We start from the raw sequence: 17,538 nt of genomic DNA on the forward strand, positions 1-17,538 counted from the left end.
CAGACCCCGCTATTTCAAATCCAAGAGCACTTCCTTCCAGGACTGTTCACTCTCCCGGAACCCGTCCTCCAGAGTGATCAGCTCTTTTTCTCCATCGGCGGTGGCGCCGATCACCACCAGGACGCAGGTTCCTCTCCTTCATCCAGGTATTCAGCTACCCCCCCCACCCCACCAGTAGACGTACCGTTTCTGGGAAGTCATTGGTGGAGGTCTCTTTCCGGTAGAGCCAGGGGATCAACTCTTCCATCGGTTTGGTTCGGTTCCTTTGACCATTCCTCGGTAACGGGCTTTGTTTTACTCATGGCCTATCTTCTCTTTGGGGGAGCGAGGTGATTTCTTCATAGGCACTTCACCTTAGGATGCGCCACCGGTTTTTATTTGGCTATACATAAGTTTTGAGGGTAGCTCTTAAGCCATTCCAAATACCCCCTGAAAAACGCGCTGGACTTGAGGCTTTAAGGAGCGGTTCGGGCAAAAGTAAGGGAAGTATGGACGGTAGGTTTTTGGTTTTGTGATGTTGAGGCAGTGCTTAAAAGGGTTAACAAAACACTTGCCCTTAAATGGAGAGGATTCAAAAAAATGGTGCGCGGTGCTGGATTTGAACCAGCGACTTCCACCGTGTGAGGATGGCACTCTTCCGCTGAGTTAACCGCGCACAGGAGGTGGTGCCGAAGGGGGGAGTTGAACCCCCATGAGCGTAAACTCACTGGATCCTGATTCCAGCGCGTCTGCCAGTTCCGCCACTTCGGCACTTTTGCAAAAAACACCTTATCCCATTTGACCCAGCTTGTCAAGAATATAGGAAGGGTTCTGTTATATTTCCGGTGGGGGGGGCCGTTGAAGAGCGTATGATCAGTTGCGGTTCAATGACGATCAGCTTTTTCCGCAACTTGACTCCCTTGATTTGTTTGATCATCATCTCCACTCCCTCCCGGGCGATCCGGTCGAAGGGTTGAGCGACAGTGGTCAGAGGAGGGTAGACTATTTTGCTCATCGGAGAATCGTCGATACCAGTCAGCGAGAGGTGGCCGGGAATGGTGACGCCTTTTTCCCGGGCCGCTTGCATGACGCCGAAGGCGGTCAGATCGTTCATGCACAGAATGGCCGAAGGCCTATCCGAAAAAGGCTTACTAAGAAGTGAAAGGCCTTGCGTGTATCCCCCTTCGATTTTGAAATCACCTTCGACCATAAAGGTTTCCGGGAACAAGATCTTTGCCTCGAGGAGGGCGTGTTGATAACCAGCCAGCCTTTCCCGGCATAACTTGATTTTCTGGGGTCCACTGATGCAGGCAATGCGTTGATGTCCTAGTTCGACGAGGTGCCGGGCGGCCAGATATCCGGCTTTGAAATTATCGAGCTTGACCGTGGGGGAGAGTTCCGAATCAAGGGCCCGGTCGAGGACTACGTAGGGAACTGATTCCAGGTGAATGCTTTTAAACAAGGAACTCTCGTCGGAGACACGGGAAAAAATGATCCCTTCGACCTGATGCTGGAAAAGAATATCGAGATAAACCTTCTCCCTCTCCGGGTCGTCACCGGTATTGCAGAGGATGACATTGTAACCCCGGCGGGAGGCGCTTTCTTCGACATATTTGGCCAGGCGGGAAAAAATGGGGTTTTCGATATTCGGAACCAGGAACCCGATCAACTTGGATTTCTGACTACGCAAACTTCGGGCCAGGAGGTTCGGTTTATAATTAAGTTGTTCGACCGCCTTCCAAACCCGTTCACGGATCAATGGCGTCACTGAGTTGCTTTTGTTTATAACCCGGGAAACCGTCGTCGGGGAAACTTTAGCTAAGTGGGCAACGTCTTTGATGGAGGTCATATCCACCACCTGGAATCGTTTCTGTTAACGATAACACAAGATGCGTAGGGCGTCAATCCACCAAATCAGCAGTATTCTTGACATCAAAATATGATTATGCTATTATTTGAGAAATCGTTTTCAAAGCCACGGATCACCGGAATATCGAGAGATCCGGGAGACCCAATAGTTTCACCCGGCTTCGCCGTGAAGTGTTGTCCTGGGTTTTTACGCACGTAACCTCTACATATGTGCCAAGTCGTAGTTCATTACGTCATTCTCGGCCACTGAAAAAAATCAAAGAGAATCGGTGGGATGGCAATAACTGTGATTAGTTAGCCCAGATTCTTTGTGTCCATCAGGAAACAGGACGTTGGTATGGTTTTCCCGGAGACGGGGTATAAATATCTGAATCATGCTGTAGGAGCGATCTTTTTTCCAATCTGAAAAGAGGTGTGATACGGATAATGGCTAATGCGGAGGCGATACTGAATAAAGCGTTGAGTCAGGGTAGGGGTGTTTTTCGACTGGCCCCCGCCTGGGTCCCCCGGGCATTTTGTGTTCCGGGAAAGCGGCTGAAACTTCACCCCGATGATTACTTTGCCTTCGGCGGGCACCGGGGCGGCATCGACGAAAGGTGGTTCGCTTCGACCACCCGGGCGGATAACGGACCGGAGACCCTACCCGACGAAGGGATGAGCTATGTCGCTTTCCGGGATGGTTCTGTTCTGGAAAAGGTTTTACTCAAAGAAGCGGTAGACCTGTTGGGCAACGACATCTTGGGCAAAGAAGTCATGGCTGCACACGGCGGCTGGACTATGTACAGCAAATTTTTCGACAACATGGAACCTCTTCCTCACCATCTCCATCAGGATGACGAAGGAGCGAAGGCGGTCGGCAGGCTGGGGAAACCGGAAGGGTATTTTTTCCCTAAACAACTGAACAATCACGGAGGGTGGTTCCCCTACACCTTCTTCGGACTCAATCCCGGAACCACTCGAGACCAGGTAATTCAGTGCCTGAAAGACTGGGTCAAGGGGGATAACGGGATTCTTTACCTGTCCCGGGCATACAAATTGAAACCGGGAACCGGCTGGGACGTACCACCTGGCATTCTCCACGCGCCGGGGTCTCTCTTAACCTATGAGCCGCAGAGAAGTTCTGATGTTTTCGCGATGTTCCAGTCCTTGGTTTGGGAGCAGTACACACCTTGGGACCTCTTGGTCAAGGATGTTCCGGAAGCGCACAAACACGATCTCGACTATATTGTCGACCTAATCGATTGGGACCGGAACCTGGATCCGGATTTTTACACTCACCGCTTTCTCGCGCCTCTTCCACTGAAGCCGGTTGAGGAGATGCGGAGCCAGGGATACGAGGAATACCGGATTGTCTATAATTCAGAATATTTCGGGGCCACGGAGTTGACCGTCCACCCCGGACGGACGGTGTCAATACGTGACACTGCCGCCTATGGAGCGATTGTCATCCAGGGGCAGGGAACCATGAACGGACTTTCGGTCGAATCCCCGGCCTTGCTCCGTTTTGGCCAGATGAGCGCAGACGAGGTTTTCGTAGCGGTGAGTGCCGCCCGGGAGGGCGTAACGATCACCAATACGAGCGAAACCGATAACCTGGTCATGCTCAGGCATTTTGGTCCCCGGGCGTGATGCAGGACGGATTGGTTGGCTGAATCGGCGAAGACGGTTCATGTGGCTATGAATGACCATCCTGTTTGAGTGGGTATCGAAGGGGACTTGAGTTTCCGGAACCTCTTACTCGGTCACTGGATAGGACACTTACGAACTTGAACGGTTAAACCGGATGCTTGACGGTTTAGAGCGATACAATGGGACCCGGACTATCCGTTTTTTATGATCAGGTCTTGGGAGTCAAGAGGAAATGAACACGCTCAGTAATCCTATTTTGGAGTTCAAGCAGGTCACGAAGCGCTTCCCCGGGGTGCTGGCCCTCAATGATGTATCCTTTTCCATCCGGCGGGGAGAAGTGCATGCCCTGGTGGGAGAAAACGGTGCGGGGAAATCGACCCTGATTAAGATCGTCACCGGAGTGTTTTCCAAGACGTCCGGGGAAATCGACTTTGAAGGAGAACCCATCGCCTATCGAACTCCGCACGAAGCCCTCAAAAGTGGCATTGCTGCGATCTACCAGGAATTCAATCTGATTCCCGGCCTGACCGTCGCGGAAAATATCTTCATGGGACACCACCCTCTCAACCAGCGGAAACTGATCGATTGGGGAAAAATCCAGGAAGAATCCCAGAAGCTCCTGGATTTCCTGAATATTGATATCAAGCCGGACGCCCGGGTGAAAAGTCTGGGGGTGGCCAAGAAGCAGGTGGTGGAGATCGCCAAGGCTCTTTCCCTCAAGGCCCGGGTCTTGATCATGGACGAGCCGACCGCTACTCTGGCCCAGCGGGAAATCGAAACCCTCTTTCGGATTATACGCACGCTGCGGAAGGAGGGGGTGACCATTATCTATATTTCTCACCGGCTGGAGGAAATCTTCGAGGTTTGCGATCGGGTGAGCGTCCTGCGGGACGGAAAATACGTCGCCACCAATCCGGTCAGCGATATCCGGGTGGGGAGCCTGATCCAGATGATGGTCGGAAAAGAGTTGGTGGAACAATATCCCAAGGCCGAACATCCAATCGGGGAGGAGGTGCTCCGGGTCGAGGATCTCAGCCGCAAGGGGGTCATCAGGAATGTAAGTTTCTCGGTGCGACGAGGGGAAATTGTTGGTATTGCCGGGATGGTCGGTTCTGGCCGTACGGAAGTTTTGAGGGCGATTTTCGGATTGGATAAGCTCGATTCAGGAAAGGTGTTTATCCGGAGTGGGGAAATCCGAATCACCACCCCACGGGATTCCATCGAGCGAGGCATCGCCCTTCTGCCCGAGGAGCGAAAAACCCAGGGACTGGTCCTGCTCCTTTCGGTCCTTGACAATCTGGGTCTTCCGAATCTCAGACGGATGGCCTTGCGGGGATTCATCAACGATACCAAGCTCAACACCGTGGCGAACGAAATGGTCAAGGCCATGAACATCAAGACTCCAACCCTTGCTCAACGAGTGATGCATCTCTCCGGCGGGAACCAACAAAAGGTGGTTTTGGGGAAGTGGTTTGCCCGGGAAAGCGATGTGTACCTGTTTGACGAGCCGACGCGGGGCATCGATGTTGGCGCCAAGCGGGAGATTTTTTTGCTGATGGGAAAACTTCTGGAGAGAGGAGCGGGGATTGTCATGGTCTCCTCGGAGCTTTCCGAGATCCTGGGCATGAGCGATCGGGTGCTGGTCATGCGGGAGGGGGAAATCTCCGGAGAGTTGTCCCGCCAGGAAATGACCAAGGAGGCGGTGTTGAAACTGGCGCTGGGGGTAGAAAAAAATAATGTCAAAAGCCGTTGAAAGTTTGGGAAAAAAAAGGGGTCTTCTACATTCGTTTTTTGTGTTTTGGGACAAAGTCGGCATTCTTCTTGTCTTTTTTCTGATTTGTGTGATTTTCGGTATTCTCGCCCCCCGCTTCTTTCATCCCCTGAATATACTGAACGTGGTTCGCCAGGTGTCTATCACTGGGGTGATTGCCGTCGGAATGACCTTTGTCATTCTGCTCGGGCTCATCGACCTGTCGGTCGGTTCCATCGTGGCCTTCACCGGTATGATTGCCGCCGGCTTCCAGGTGAACTGGGGAGGGAACTTCTTTTTGAGTATCATGGTTCCCCTTTTGATCGGAACCGGGATCGGATTTTTTAACGGCTACATCTCCACCAAGGGAAGAATTCATCCTTTTATCATATCTTTGGGGAGCATGAGTATTTTCCGGGGATTGACGCTTTTAGTCGCCCGGGGTAGACCGATCTCGGGAATGAGTCCAGAATTTCGCTTTATCGGCGCCGGAATGGTTGGAGACGTTCCCTTTCCGGTGGTCTTGTTCATCGGGACGGTGATCCTCGCCGGGATTGTGTTGAAAAAAACGGTGTTCGGGCGCTATATCTACGCTATTGGAGGAAATTCGGAAGCAGCCCTGTTATCAGGCATTATGGTTGATAAGATCAAAATTCTCGCTTTTTGTGTCCTGGGTTTTCTGGCCGGGTCGAGCGGTTTGATCCTGACCTCCCGCCTGAATTCCGCTGAAATGTTGGCTGGCACTGGATATGAGTTGGATGTCATTTCTGCTGTGATCATTGGGGGAACCAGCCTGATGGGTGGTGAGGGAGGGGTCTACGGAACCCTGGTCGGAGCGCTTCTTATGGGAGTGGTGGCCAACGGGTTGAACTTGCTGGGAGTACAGCCTTTTTGGCAGATGATAGTTCGGGGAGCGATCCTAATTCTGGCCCTGCTTATGGACCAACTGAAGAGACGCTTCCTGGCGGCGTAGAAAAGGAGGTGAGGACTGCTTATCCAAGGAATGGATTTTTTACGGAGCCCCTGTGCAGTTGGTTGTGAAGAAACATTCAAGAATAGGGAGGAGGTTTTCACATGAAGAAAGTCGTTCTTTTACTCGTCGTGTGTGCTATGGTTCTGCTCCCATTTTCGGGAACGCTGGCTTCGGCTCAGGAAGCCGACCTAACCATTGGGTTGTCATTCCCAAGCCTGGCTTTTGCCTGGTTCGCCTTTTTGGAGCAGGCGGTTTTCGATAAGGCAGAAATATTAGGTGTCGAAGTGGTCTCTCTCGAAGCGGAAAACCGGGTTGACCGGCAGATGGCCATCGTTGAAGATATGATCATCAAGGAAGTGGACGGGGTACTCCTGGTTCCCATTGAAATCGAAGCTATCGTTCCCGCTGTTTTGGCCCTCAACGCTGCCGGGATACCGGTGGTGACTGTCGACCGGCGGCTGGCTGAAGGCGCGGCGGAAGTTTTGGCCCATGTTGGAGCAGACAACTTAGAAGGCGGTCGAAAGGCCGGCCAGTTTATTGTGGACAAACTTACCGAGAAATATGGGGAACCCCGAGGCGTGGTCATCGAACTTTACGGAACACCCGGAGCGGGTCCGGCTATTGACCGCAGCGCGGGGTTCAACGAGGTGCTTGCCCAACACCCCGGTATCACCGTGCACACCAGGACTGCTTATTTCGGCCGGGCTGACGGAATGCGGGTGATGGAGGATGTCATCATAGGCATTCCCGAATTTGATGCCGTGTTCGGCGCTAACGACGAAATGATCCTGGGAGGGCTCGAGGCTATGAAAGCCAGTGGAGTTGTCGATGTAGAGGCGACGATCACTATCGGGTTTGACGCATTGCCCGACGCTCTCGCATCTATCGATCAGGGGATCCTGGATGCCACTATCGAACAGTTCCCCGGTCGGCAAGCGTCCGACGGCTTCCAGGTTTTAATCGATAATCTGCGGGAAGGGACAGTCCCCACGGAACCGATAACCCTTATCGAACCGACGGTCATTACCGCCGCTAACCTGGGTGACGCCGAGAAGGCCTTCTAAGACCGCACATATAAGACCGTACATAAAAAAACCCGCGCCATTATCCGGCGCGGGTTTTTTTATGTTTTCTTCAGATCATTTCCCAGCGGATCCCAATGACTTCACAGACCATTTTCAGCTCTTCCACATAATCTCCGTACACGGCGTGGATGTGGTTACAGGGGAACCGATCGATAAAGCAGTCGATCGAGGTGTCGAGCTTGCAGAAGGCGTGCGGCCATTCGAGCTGGGTTCGTTCCATAATGGTTCGGTTGGTCGCTTTGTCGTACTGGACGAACTCACCGGTCAGGATGGCCATCCAGTATTCTCCGTTTTTCCGGCCCAGCCGGGCCAGAGTCACTTTCCCGGGGTGCGCCAGGTGATGGACCGTCGCTCCTCCGGCCGGGAAATAAAACCCTTCCGGGTAAAAGATGACCTTGGAGAGGTTGTCCCGGTAATCGAAGCTCCCTCCCGCGAAATAGGTGGCGTGCTGGCCTGAGTTGCACATATCGAGGATCCCGTAGTCTTCATGCCAGTGCCGGACATCGGCGAACAGCACTGGGGTATTGGCCAGCTTTTTCAGGATTTCCATGGTCAAACCCGCGTCCATGTCCGCTTCGGTGGAACAAACAATCGGCTCTTTCGGTCCATCGAAATCATAGGGGTCGTTCATAAAGGCTTCGGCCACGTCCATAGTACAGAAGCTGTTGGTCAGTTCCGGTTGCCCCTTGATACCACAGAAATCCAGATGCATTTCCCGGCACAAATCCCGGACGGCGTAATAAGAGGCGATTTGCCTTTTCAGGATTTCAGGAGTGAGTTGTTTTCCGTCATAGGCGATTTTTCCGATATTCTCTTCACACCAACGTAAAGCCCGCTCGATTTTTTCCGGAGGGTACGATGCGGCTTTCCGGACGATTTCCCACTGATCAATGTGTTCGACATCGATGCCGAACACATCCATCCAGGTTTCGGTTCCGACCGTAGCCGTGTACATACCCATCGGCCGACCGCCGAAACAACCGAAGGTTTCGCCCCGCAGGGACTTGGCGCAGGAAGCGGCTCTGATAAAGAGGTTGACCCTGCGGAACACGGTTTCATCCTCGATGTTTCCCGAAATGCGGCGATATGGGATACCGATGTTGTCCAACGCTCCGGATGAGGCCAGCATACCGACCAGACCTGGATATCCGGGATTGATGTTGGAAAGGCACAGGTATGGTCCCGGGGCGAATTGCGCGGCGAGCACCGTGAACTGAGGCCAGGACCAGATGGAATAATTGAAGATGGTACAGTCGACGCTGTGGCGCTCCATTTTTTTCCCGGCGGCGACTGCCTGGGGATTCGTGCAGGGGATTTCGTCAGCGATAATAACCGTGTGACCAGCCTCGGTGAGACGCTTGATGAGGGTTTCCTGAAAACTTTTGTTCATGGGGAGAAGCTCTTCGTGAACATGTCTCCGTCCGTCGGAAAAGGTGATAATGCCTACCGTACTCATAAGGGATTCTCCTTTTGTCTTTGATATGGGCCTAAGCAACCGATTACATAAATTGTACTTGTTTACATTGACTCAGTCAAGTTACCCTCATAAACCACCTATTGGGAAACGTACTTGACAAATGAGAAAAGGAAGTGTTATAGTGCAACCGGTTACAAATAAATGTAGGCAATGTCTACGACATCAGGATATGACCGGAGACGCGGTTGGGTTAAGACACAGTTACTGCCATCCGCTTGAATCGTCCTCAAAACCGTTCATCTGGGAGGATAGAGATGTATGAGTGAGGGAGTTTGCCAGGTTTCCCAGAAGAGAAACAGCGAAGCAGCGTCGAGGGCTCCCTCACGGATCCGGGAGAGTTTTTTCAACCGGCACCTACCCGTTCTCATGGCGATTCCCGCGCTGGTCATCATCATCGTTGTTATCCTCGTCCCCATGATCTATTCATTCTATCTGAGTCTGACCAATTTAAACCTCCTGCGCCCGGCGCAAGCTCAATTTGTAGGTTTAACAAATTATCTCCGCCTCTTCCAGGACCCGCTATTCTGGAGAGCCTTCATCAACACGCTCATCTTCATGGGGGTGGCGGTGAATGTCGAGTTTCTGCTGGGGCTGTTTCTGGCCCAGCTCATCTTCCGGGTGACGCGGGGCCAAGGAGTGATTCGGACCGCCATCATGGCCCCCATGATGTTTGCACCCGTGCTGGTCGGGTTTCAGTTCAGATGGTTTTTCCACGACCAGGTGGGCCTGTTCAACAATATTTTGTATGCCGTGACCGGTAATGTCCAGGTGATCCCCTGGCTCATCAACTACCCGGCGAACCTGATCGCCATATTGATCGCCGAGATCTGGATGAGCACACCCTTTATGGTTATCGTCTTCATAGCCGGATTAGTCAGCCTGCCCAGTGAGCCCTTCGAGGCGGCGGCGGTAGACGGAGCCAGCGGATGGCAGCAATTTCGCTATATTACCTTTCCCCTGATTAGTCCCTTCGTGTATATTGCCATGGTGATCCGTTCTCTTGATCTGGGCCGGGCTTATGACCTGGTGCGCATCATGACCGACGGAGGCCCGGCCCATCGTTCGGAGATGATTTGGACCTATACCTTCCGGCTGGCGATCACCAATAACCGATTCGGCATGGGTACGGCCATGTCCTTTATTACCGTTGCGGTTTCATTTCTTTTTATCATCTATTTATTTCGACAATTATCCAAGAGCCGTCAGGAGGTCTATTGAGATGAGAGAGACGGAAATACGCCAGGTGAGCCGAAAGCAGCGCAAGTTACGCAGGGAGCTCCTGAATGTGTTGGTCTATGTGTTGGTTGTCATCTTTTTTCTTCCGGTCTTGTGGATTGTCATGACTGCCATGCGACCGGAAGTGGAAGTCAACACCCGTCCTCCGGTTTGGATCCCTGACCGAATCGACCTTGGTTCATTCCGTACGCTCTTCGCTTCCAGCCATATCGCCGGGTCAGTGCCGTTTTACAGCTACTTGCGTAATTCCCTGCTTATTGCGTTATTCAGTACGGCATTTGCTCTTACGGTGGGAACGCTGGCCGGATACAGTTTTTCCCGTTTTCGTTTCCGGGGTTCCAGCCAGACCTTCGTCGGCATGATGATGGCCCGCTCAATCCCTGGTATATCGATCAGCCTTCCGCTTTTCCTTCTCTTTGCCCGAACGGGACTGACCGACCGGATCGGCGGGATGGTCCTGATTTATACGGCGATGAATATTCCCTTCACCACCTGGCTCATGCAGGGTTTTTTTAAAGATATTCCGGCTTCCCTCGACGAAGCGGCTCAAATCGATGGATGCTCGAGGTGGCAGGCCTTTGTTCGGATCGATCTTCCATTGACCCTACCGGGGCTAGCGGCCAGCGGTATTTTTGCCTTTCTTACTTCGTGGAACGAATTTCAGGTCGCATCCGTCATCACCCGGACACCGGCGTCAAAGACTTTTCCGGTCGGTTTGTATGATTTTACCCAGCAATTCACGATGGACTGGCGGGGAATGTGCGCTATGTCAGTGGTCATGCTGATCCCAGCGGTGGTTTTCGTGCTGATAACCCAAAAACAGTTGATACGAGGGTTGACTTTCGGAGCGTTCAAGTAAAAACAGGTCGATAGGCTGTAAGTCGTTAGCGGTTTAGATTTGTCGAAAGAGCCGTAGCCGAATCCCCGGTATTTTTTCTGTAGGGAGGTAGTTCGTCTTGCTACGAGAGACCATGTCGTCAAGAGAGCGGGTTATAACCGCAATTGAACACCGGGAACCGGATCGAGTGCCGATCGATGTTTCCGCCGTCGACGAAGTGATGGAGGCACTGATCGGGCATTACGGGATCAAGACCGGAGCAAGCGCTGCTGTCCACTCCTATATTGGAACCGACGGAACCTTGCTGGAAGGGAAAAACCGGGAGGCGCAGCTCAGGCTTCTCGAAACCCTCCATGTCGATTTCCGCTGGGCTTGGGCGCCGTACTGTGGTCCGAAATTGCAGACGTATCCCGACGGGAGCCGGGAGGGCTTGTTTGGGATCAAGCGGGACGGCCTTTTTTTTGGCTACGCGGTTGCACACCCTCTGAAAGAGGCCCAAACGATCAGCGATATCGAGAACTATCCCTGGGACCTTTACGCCAATGTCGATCACTACGATTATGACCGGTACCGCGAGGAGTGCCGCTTTTTTCACGAAGCGGGATATGCGGTATACGGGGGTCCCTGGGCTCCAATTACCTTTTGGGCGATGGATCTTATGGGGATGGACCGGTTTATGATGACAATGTACGACCAGCCGGAAATAGTCGAACGCCTTCTCCAGCGGATAGCTGATTTTTATTTCCGCCAGGCCCAGATCATGTTTGAAAAAGGCAAGGGTGTTACCGATATCTTTTTCATGGGAGATGATTACGGGGTTCAGAATTGTCCGATGATGAGCCGGAAACTCTGGATGCGGTTTATCGCGCCGCATCTGTCCCGGCTATGGGCATTGGCCAAAGCGCATGGCCTGAAAGTACAGCTCCATTCCTGCGGTTCGGTGAGAGCGTTGATTCCGGATTTTATCGAAATGGGGGTTGACGTACTCGATCCCATACAGGTCCGGGCGGCCGGCATGAACCCCGCAGAATTGAAGAAAGAATATGGCGGCCTCCTAACTTTTCACGGATCGATGGATACCCAGGAAACCCTTCCCTTCGGAACAGTGCACGATGTGCGGGAAGAGGTGCGGCACCGGATGACCGTCATGGCTCCCCGTGGTGGATTCATCATTTCCCCCAGCCAGCATCTTTTGACCGAAATCCCCACTGAAAACATTGTGGCTATGTATGAAGCCGCTTATGAATATGGATTTTATTAGGTTCAACATCACTCTTGACTCATCACCGTTTTAACGAGGGGCGAACGATGGCAGGTTTTCGAGGGAAGCTCTTGCGGGTTGACCTGACCAGGAACGTGATTAAGGAAGAGAGGATTCCGGAACAGCTCCTGAAAAGAACTCTGGGTGGGGCGAATTTGGCTCTATACTACCTTTTGCGAGAGCTGCCGGCTGGAATTGATCCTTTGTCCGGGCAGAATCTCCTGGTGTTTGCCGTGGGGCCTGGGACCGGTTGCAGGGCACCGGGATGTGATATGCATACGGTGTTGGCCAAATCCCCCTTGACCGGCGGAATAGGAGAATCGCAGGCGACCGGCTCCTGGGGGTCTCGGTTCAAGCGGGCTGGTTTTGACCTGCTCCTCATCGGAGGAAAAGCCGAAACACCCAGGTTTCTGGTTATCGATCAGGGAAAAGCCCGCTTGGCAGACGCCTCGGACTTGTGGGGACAGGATACGACTACCGTCCAGGCGCGGCTCCTCGAAAAACTTGGTAATGATTTCAGTATTGCGCAGACCGGAGTGGCTGGAGAAAACGGGGTTCTTTTCGCGTCGATTGTTTGTGATTTGTGTTTTATCAACAACCGCTCTGGCTTGGGAGCGGTGATGGGGTCCAAAAATCTGAAAGCGGTAGCAGTCAGGGGATACGATGAAGTCCCGACCGCCGATCCCGGAGAACTCCAAAATTTATATTCATTTTTTGAGAATCATTTCCTGGAAAATCCGGTGAATCTTCTCACCAGCCGGGAAGGCATTGCTTCAGCAGTTGATTCCTGTAACCGGGACGGCCTGTTTTCCGTCGCCAACGCCCGAACCAGTTTCCACCCTCGGGCTGAAGGACTTGAAATCAATCAATTCCTGAAGCGAGGAACAATGCATGATGTCCCCTGTTTCGCCTGTCCGGCCCGCTGTAAAAAAACGTTGGGGAACGGAGTTTTGTCCACCGAACCGTATGGCGCCCCCTCCATGGAGTCAATTGTCGATTTCGGCTTTTCCCTGGAGTTGGCTTACCCCGACGTGGTTTTGGAACTTCACCGAATGTCCCGGCGATACGGCTTCGATACAACCTCCTGGGGAGTGACGCTTGGTTTCGTCGCGGAATGTTTTTCCCGGGGAAGCCTCACTCCGGCGGATACCGGTGAGATGCGGATCGGTTTTGAGGAGCCTTATGATGTCCTCCCTTTTACCGAATCCATGGTCTACCGGAAGGGTTTCGGCGATCTGGCCGGCCGTGGTGTGCGTTTCCTCACCGGAGAGCTTGGAGCGGACACTTACTCCTTCGCTCTCCAGGTCAAGGGAAAGGAACTGCCGCTGCACGAGCCGCGGATCAAACAGATGCTTGGATTGGGGTATGCGGTGGCTCCGCATGGCCCGGATACCTTTGTAGTCGAGCATGATACAGATTTTGACGAGAAAGCTCCGACCCTGTTTTTGGATAATATCCTGGCCCTGGGATTGGTCGAACGTCTTTCCTCCCCGCTCTTGAATGCCAAAAAGGTCCGGATGTACCATGTACTGAGCCAGGTGTTCAGCTTTATGGATGCAGCGTGCCTGTGTATCTTCGCTTTCGCGCCGGTGCGTTTTTTCCCGTTTTCCAGGATTCCCTGCCTCATTCAGGCTATAACCGGCTGGGAAACCAGTCTCTATTCCCTGATGAAAATCGGAGAGAGCCGGATAATCCTGGAAAAGATCTTCAACCTGCGGGAGGGGATCGGTCCGGAAGCGGATTGGCTCCCGGAACGCATGTTCCAACCGATCGCCGATGGTCCCGGGAAAGGCTTATCTTTTGACCCAACGGTCTTCCGGCAGGCTATAAGCCTATATTGGGCTATGGCCGGTTGTGATGCGGGGAGTGGTTGGCCGAAACCGGAAAAGATCGCTGAACTGGACCTGGCAGATTTTTTACCCTGAATTGCTCAGAGAGGAGTTTTGTATCATGGATCCCGTTTCTGTCAAAAGGGAAAGAGTGTTGACGGCGCTCAGGGATCGGAGGGAACCCGACCGAGTCCCCTTAACCGATTTTTACTGGACCGATTTTTACCGGAACTGGCTGAGGGAGATGAATCTGCCCGAGGGAACGGATATTTATGAATACTATGATCTGGATGTGAAATTGATCACGCCCAACATCGATCCCCGGGTGGAAAGTTGCCGCGTTCTCGAACAGACAAAAGACTACGTTGTGTTCAAGAGCGGGTTCGGCTGTACGGTGAAAAAGGACTTTTCCGCCCCAATGCCCATGTTCCTCGATTTCGAAGTGAAGAGTGCCAGTGAGCTATCTTCATTCCGCTTCGAGGATCCCCGTGACGACCGCCGCTATTTCGAACCCCGCTGCGATATTCTCAACAACGGCGATTCGTTTGGTTTATTGCCCAGCTACCTAGAGGCACTCGATCAGAACCAATCGAAATTCGCCGTTTTCGGATCGGTTTGTGAGCCCCATGAGGCCATGTGGCGTATCCGTGGGACGGAGGGGCTTTTGATGGATCTGGCGGTGGAATCTCAGAAAGTCAAGGATTTTGCCGAGCGGGTGACTGACTTCATGCTCGGTGTACTGGAGCGGCAGACCGAATTGGCCGATCTGACCGGGATAATCATCTGGGGGGATGTTGCCTATGACAAGGGGATGTTTTTTTCACCCGACACCTGGTGGAAGATCTATTATCCCTGCGTCAAACGCCTCTGTGATGTTATCCGGGAGAAGGGACTGCTCGCCGTATACCACGGGTGTGGGAGAAGCCTGGACATTTTCGAGGGCCTGATTGAAGCCGGGGTTCAGGTCTATAACCCGCTGGAAGCCAAGGCGGGGATGGATCCGGTGGAATTGAAGAAACGCTTTGGTGATCGGATCGCTTTTTATGGCGGGATCGATATGCGGCTTTTGGGTGAAGGGTCGTGGGAGGAAGTGCAACAGGAAGTACTCTATAAACTCCAGGCCGGCCAAGGCGGAGGATATATGCCCGCTTCCGACCATTCCGTAGCCTCCAACGTCAACCCGCGCATTTACGACCGGATGATCACTCTCTTGAAAGAGCGGGGAAGTTATCCCTTGGACCTGAATAGTCAAAACTATGGCCACCATATATGATATCGCCCGGGTGGCGAAAACTTCTCCCGCCACGGTCTCCCGGGCGCTAAGCGGAACCGGAAGCGTCAGGGAAGAAACCCGGAAAAAAATCAAAAAGATCGCCCGGGAAATGAACTATTCCCCGAACCATCTGGCCAGAAGCCTGGTGAAGAAGAAGACCGACACTATCGCCCTGATCATTTCAGACATTACCAATCCCTTTTTCACCGCCATGGCCCGGGGCGTGGAAGATTCGGCGGCAAAAAAAGGCTTCAATACCATTTTATGCAATACCGATGAAAACGAAGACAAAGAAAAAACCTATGTCGACCTGATGCTCGAACGCCGGGTCGATGGGATATTGGTGGCCAGTTGCAGTGAGGGGAAGACCCTTGTTGAGTTGAAAAAACGTGATGTTCCGGTGGTCCTGGTGGACCGGAAGATCTCCGGAACTCGCTGGGACTGGGTGGTTGGAGACAGCGAGGAGGGGGGCTATCTCCTGACCCGGCACCTGATTACCGTACACGATAGTCGGGCGATTGCGATGATCACCGGTCCGCAGGCTATATCCACCAGCCGGGAGAGAATGGACGGATACCAGCGGGCCCTAGTTGAGTTTGACATCGCTCCCCGGCCGGAATGGATGACGGCCGGCGCCTATAAAGAGGATTTCGGCCACCGGATCGCCGTTGAGTATCTACGGAACTATAGCGCAGTTCCTCACGCGATCTTCGCTGGGAATAACTTTATAGCCATGGGGATCGTCAAAGCCGCCCAGGAAATTGGTTATCGAATTCCCGAAGATCTGCTCTTGGTGACCTTCGATGATTTTGAAATTGCTTCGTTTATGCATCCTTTCCTGACCGTCTGCAAGCAGCCGGCTTATACCATGGGGAGCATAGCCACCGAGTTCCTGCTGCAACGGGTTGGCGGAGAGAAAATCCGGGAACAGAGAAAGGCGGTTTTAAAACCGGAAATAATCATCCGCCGGTCCTGTGGCTGCGGGGCCAGTCCGGAAACGGCAGGATTTGGCCGGATCGGAGCTATGTCCGGCAAGGAGCCCATTACAGAGGAGAGGAGAGGAGAGGAGGAACGTGCGTGACCTCAAAAGAAAGAATGCATCTGGCCCTGAACCGTGAGAAGCCAGACCGCCTGCCGGCGACTGTGCACCAATGGCAAAAATTCCATCTCGATACCTACCTGAACGGGAGCTCAGACCTTGATGCTTTTGAGTATTTCGGCCTGGACGCCGCCGTTCAATATTTTGAGGATATGGGGCAGTTCTGGCTTCCCGATGCCGACTTTACTCGCTTTTCGACTCCTGAATGGCGGGACGAAGTCCAAGTGTATAACTCTGATCCGGACAATCGGAGTCATCGGCATACGATACACACTCCGGAAGGAACGCTGACCTATGCCACGGCCGGCGACCGGAAGACCACTTGGATCACCGAGTACCTGATCAAGAAGCCAGAGGATATTATACTTCTCAAAAAATACATGCCGGTCCCCCGGCTCGATCGCGGTCTGGTTAATACTCTGTATGAACGGATCGGAGATCGGGGCGTTTTGCGCGGTTTCGTCTGGGGGGATCAAGCCGGGTGCTGGCAGCATGCCGCCTGCCTGGTGGATATCAATGCCCTGATTCTCTATGCCCTGGACACGCCCGATTGGGTTCATGAGCTGTTGCATGTTCTGTTGGAGAAGAAACTCGAATTTTTAGAGTCGATGAAAGGGGTACGGTTTGACCTGGTGGAAACAGGAGGAGGAGCTTCGTCCTCCACGTTGATTTCCCCGGCCTTGCATGAAGAGTTTTGCCTCCCCTATGACCGTCGTTTGCACGAAGCCCTGCATGATCTGGGATTCAAGACGTCCTACCATACCTGCGGAGGAACACGGGGGATTGAGGAAATGATCGTAGCCAACGGCACCGATGCTTCAGAAACCCTTGCCCCGCCCAGTATTGGCGGAAACCAGGAGCCGTGGGATTACAAGGCGAAAATTGGCAATCGCCTGGCATTGATCGGCGGGATGGACCAGTACAATATATTGACTGTCGGAACACCGGAAACAATTTCTCGTGCAGTCCGTGACCTGTTTGAAAAGGTGGGAGTGGAAGGAGGCTATATCCTGTCGACGGCCGATCACTTTTTCGAAACGCCCGCAGATAACCTTCACGTTTATGCCCGGGCTGCCCGGGAGTGCGTGTATTGATTTTGCCTGGTCTGCCCGCTAACCCTCCCGGTACATTCCTAAGGGGAGTGGTTGATGAAAACGGTTTAAATCCTGCGAAAGGAGGTGGAAGGCCTGTCAATGTAAAAGAGTGGTGCGGGTAAGTTACAGCGCTACAGATGAGGTGC

General features: G+C 53.0%; 13 protein-coding genes, 2 tRNA genes and 1 pseudogene. 11 read left to right on the plus strand and 5 right to left on the minus strand.

Translation table 11 applies throughout. From position 1 onward, the window contains the following. Nucleotides 1–12: 12 nt before the first annotated feature. From VLH40_04735 to VLH40_04750, 4 genes and pseudogenes are all read right to left on the minus strand, one after another. Nucleotides 13–126, minus strand: a pseudogene (locus VLH40_04735) (transposase). A gap of 454 nt (nt 127–580) precedes the next feature. Further along, a tRNA-Val gene (locus tag VLH40_04740) sits at nt 581–655 on the minus strand. A gap of 8 nt (nt 656–663) precedes the next feature. Continuing rightward, a tRNA-Leu gene (locus VLH40_04745) sits at nt 664–750 on the minus strand. A gap of 40 nt (nt 751–790) precedes the next feature. Further along, a complete protein-coding gene (locus VLH40_04750) occupies nt 791–1,828 on the minus strand; it encodes a LacI family DNA-binding transcriptional regulator (GenBank protein ID HSV31314.1) in 1,038 nt (345 codons plus the stop codon). Nucleotides 1,829–2,274: 446 nt separating this feature from the next. Between VLH40_04750 and VLH40_04755 the strand changes: the two genes are divergently transcribed. From VLH40_04755 to VLH40_04770, 4 genes are all read left to right on the plus strand, one after another. Beyond that, the gene (locus VLH40_04755; GenBank protein ID HSV31315.1) at nt 2,275–3,477 is read left to right on the plus strand and encodes a hypothetical protein; all 1,203 of its coding nucleotides are present in this window, start codon (nt 2,275–2,277) and stop codon (nt 3,475–3,477) included. A gap of 232 nt (nt 3,478–3,709) precedes the next feature. Next, complete coding sequence (locus VLH40_04760; GenBank protein ID HSV31316.1) at nt 3,710–5,230, plus strand: sugar ABC transporter ATP-binding protein; 1,521 nt, start codon at nt 3,710–3,712, stop codon at nt 5,228–5,230. Beyond that, the gene (locus VLH40_04765; GenBank protein HSV31317.1) at nt 5,214–6,200 is read left to right on the plus strand and encodes an ABC transporter permease; all 987 of its coding nucleotides are present in this window, start codon (nt 5,214–5,216) and stop codon (nt 6,198–6,200) included. The genes VLH40_04760 and VLH40_04765 overlap by 17 nt, the downstream gene beginning before the upstream one ends. Before the next feature lie 101 nt (nt 6,201–6,301). After that, a complete protein-coding gene (locus VLH40_04770; GenBank protein ID HSV31318.1) occupies nt 6,302–7,264 on the plus strand; it encodes a substrate-binding domain-containing protein in 963 nt (320 codons plus the stop codon). A 70-nt stretch (nt 7,265–7,334) separates the two neighbouring features. On the opposite strand, the gene VLH40_04775 is transcribed toward VLH40_04770, so the two are convergent. Then, nucleotides 7,335–8,741, minus strand: a complete 1,407-nt coding sequence (locus VLH40_04775; GenBank protein HSV31319.1) for an L-fucose/L-arabinose isomerase family protein — start codon at nt 8,739–8,741, stop codon at nt 7,335–7,337. A gap of 279 nt (nt 8,742–9,020) precedes the next feature. Here VLH40_04775 and VLH40_04780 point away from each other — a divergent pair, with 279 nt between their 5' ends. The 7 genes from VLH40_04780 (at nt 9,021) to VLH40_04810 (ending at nt 17,392) form a co-directional block, all read left to right on the plus strand. Continuing rightward, nucleotides 9,021–9,980, plus strand: a complete 960-nt coding sequence (locus VLH40_04780) for a sugar ABC transporter permease (protein HSV31320.1) — start codon at nt 9,021–9,023, stop codon at nt 9,978–9,980. 1 nt (nt 9,981) lies between these two features. After that, the gene (locus VLH40_04785) at nt 9,982–10,857 is read left to right on the plus strand and encodes a carbohydrate ABC transporter permease (protein HSV31321.1); all 876 of its coding nucleotides are present in this window, start codon (nt 9,982–9,984) and stop codon (nt 10,855–10,857) included. Nucleotides 10,858–10,954: 97 nt separating this feature from the next. Then, nucleotides 10,955–12,097, plus strand: a complete 1,143-nt coding sequence (locus VLH40_04790; GenBank protein ID HSV31322.1) for a uroporphyrinogen decarboxylase family protein — start codon at nt 10,955–10,957, stop codon at nt 12,095–12,097. Nucleotides 12,098–12,144: 47 nt separating this feature from the next. Next, nucleotides 12,145–14,022 carry an aldehyde ferredoxin oxidoreductase C-terminal domain-containing protein gene (locus VLH40_04795; protein HSV31323.1) on the plus strand — a complete coding sequence of 626 codons (1,878 nt, stop codon included), beginning with the start codon at nt 12,145–12,147 and terminating at the stop codon, nt 14,020–14,022. Between the two features lie 25 nt (nt 14,023–14,047). After that, complete coding sequence (locus tag VLH40_04800) at nt 14,048–15,199, plus strand: uroporphyrinogen decarboxylase family protein (GenBank protein HSV31324.1); 1,152 nt, start codon at nt 14,048–14,050, stop codon at nt 15,197–15,199. Continuing rightward, nucleotides 15,183–16,280 carry a LacI family DNA-binding transcriptional regulator gene (locus VLH40_04805; protein ID HSV31325.1) on the plus strand — a complete coding sequence of 366 codons (1,098 nt, stop codon included), beginning with the start codon at nt 15,183–15,185 and terminating at the stop codon, nt 16,278–16,280. The genes VLH40_04800 and VLH40_04805 overlap by 17 nt, the downstream gene beginning before the upstream one ends. Next, nucleotides 16,277–17,392: a uroporphyrinogen decarboxylase family protein gene (locus VLH40_04810; GenBank protein HSV31326.1), complete on the plus strand. Its 1,116-nt coding sequence runs from the start codon at nt 16,277–16,279 to the stop codon at nt 17,390–17,392. Before VLH40_04805 ends, VLH40_04810 begins: the two co-directional genes overlap by 4 nt. The last annotated feature ends 146 nt before the right edge of the window (nt 17,393–17,538 follow it).

This window comes from Atribacteraceae bacterium (genome assembly GCA_035477455.1).
Taxonomy (GTDB): domain Bacteria; phylum Atribacterota; class Atribacteria; order Atribacterales; family Atribacteraceae; genus DATIKP01.

What these genes read in the sequence shown, in the direction of transcription:
- VLH40_04770 (HSV31318.1), top strand. Translation starts at nt 6,302, where the DNA reads ATGAAGAAAGTCGTTCTTTTACTCGTCGTGTGTGCTATGGTTCTGCTC.
- VLH40_04755 (HSV31315.1), top strand. Translation starts at nt 2,275, where the DNA reads ATGGCTAATGCGGAGGCGATACTGAATAAAGCGTTGAGTCAGGGTAGG.
- VLH40_04780 (HSV31320.1), top strand. Translation starts at nt 9,021, where the DNA reads ATGAGTGAGGGAGTTTGCCAGGTTTCCCAGAAGAGAAACAGCGAAGCA.
- VLH40_04800 (HSV31324.1), top strand. Translation starts at nt 14,048, where the DNA reads ATGGATCCCGTTTCTGTCAAAAGGGAAAGAGTGTTGACGGCGCTCAGG.
- VLH40_04765 (HSV31317.1), top strand. Translation starts at nt 5,214, where the DNA reads ATGTCAAAAGCCGTTGAAAGTTTGGGAAAAAAAAGGGGTCTTCTACAT.
- VLH40_04760 (HSV31316.1), top strand. Translation starts at nt 3,710, where the DNA reads ATGAACACGCTCAGTAATCCTATTTTGGAGTTCAAGCAGGTCACGAAG.
- VLH40_04805 (HSV31325.1), top strand. Translation starts at nt 15,183, where the DNA reads ATGGCCACCATATATGATATCGCCCGGGTGGCGAAAACTTCTCCCGCC.
- VLH40_04795 (HSV31323.1), top strand. Translation starts at nt 12,145, where the DNA reads ATGGCAGGTTTTCGAGGGAAGCTCTTGCGGGTTGACCTGACCAGGAAC.
- VLH40_04750 (HSV31314.1), bottom strand. Translation starts at nt 1,828, where the DNA reads ATGACCTCCATCAAAGACGTTGCCCACTTAGCTAAAGTTTCCCCGACG.
- VLH40_04775 (HSV31319.1), bottom strand. Translation starts at nt 8,741, where the DNA reads ATGAGTACGGTAGGCATTATCACCTTTTCCGACGGACGGAGACATGTT.
- VLH40_04785 (HSV31321.1), top strand. Translation starts at nt 9,982, where the DNA reads ATGAGAGAGACGGAAATACGCCAGGTGAGCCGAAAGCAGCGCAAGTTA.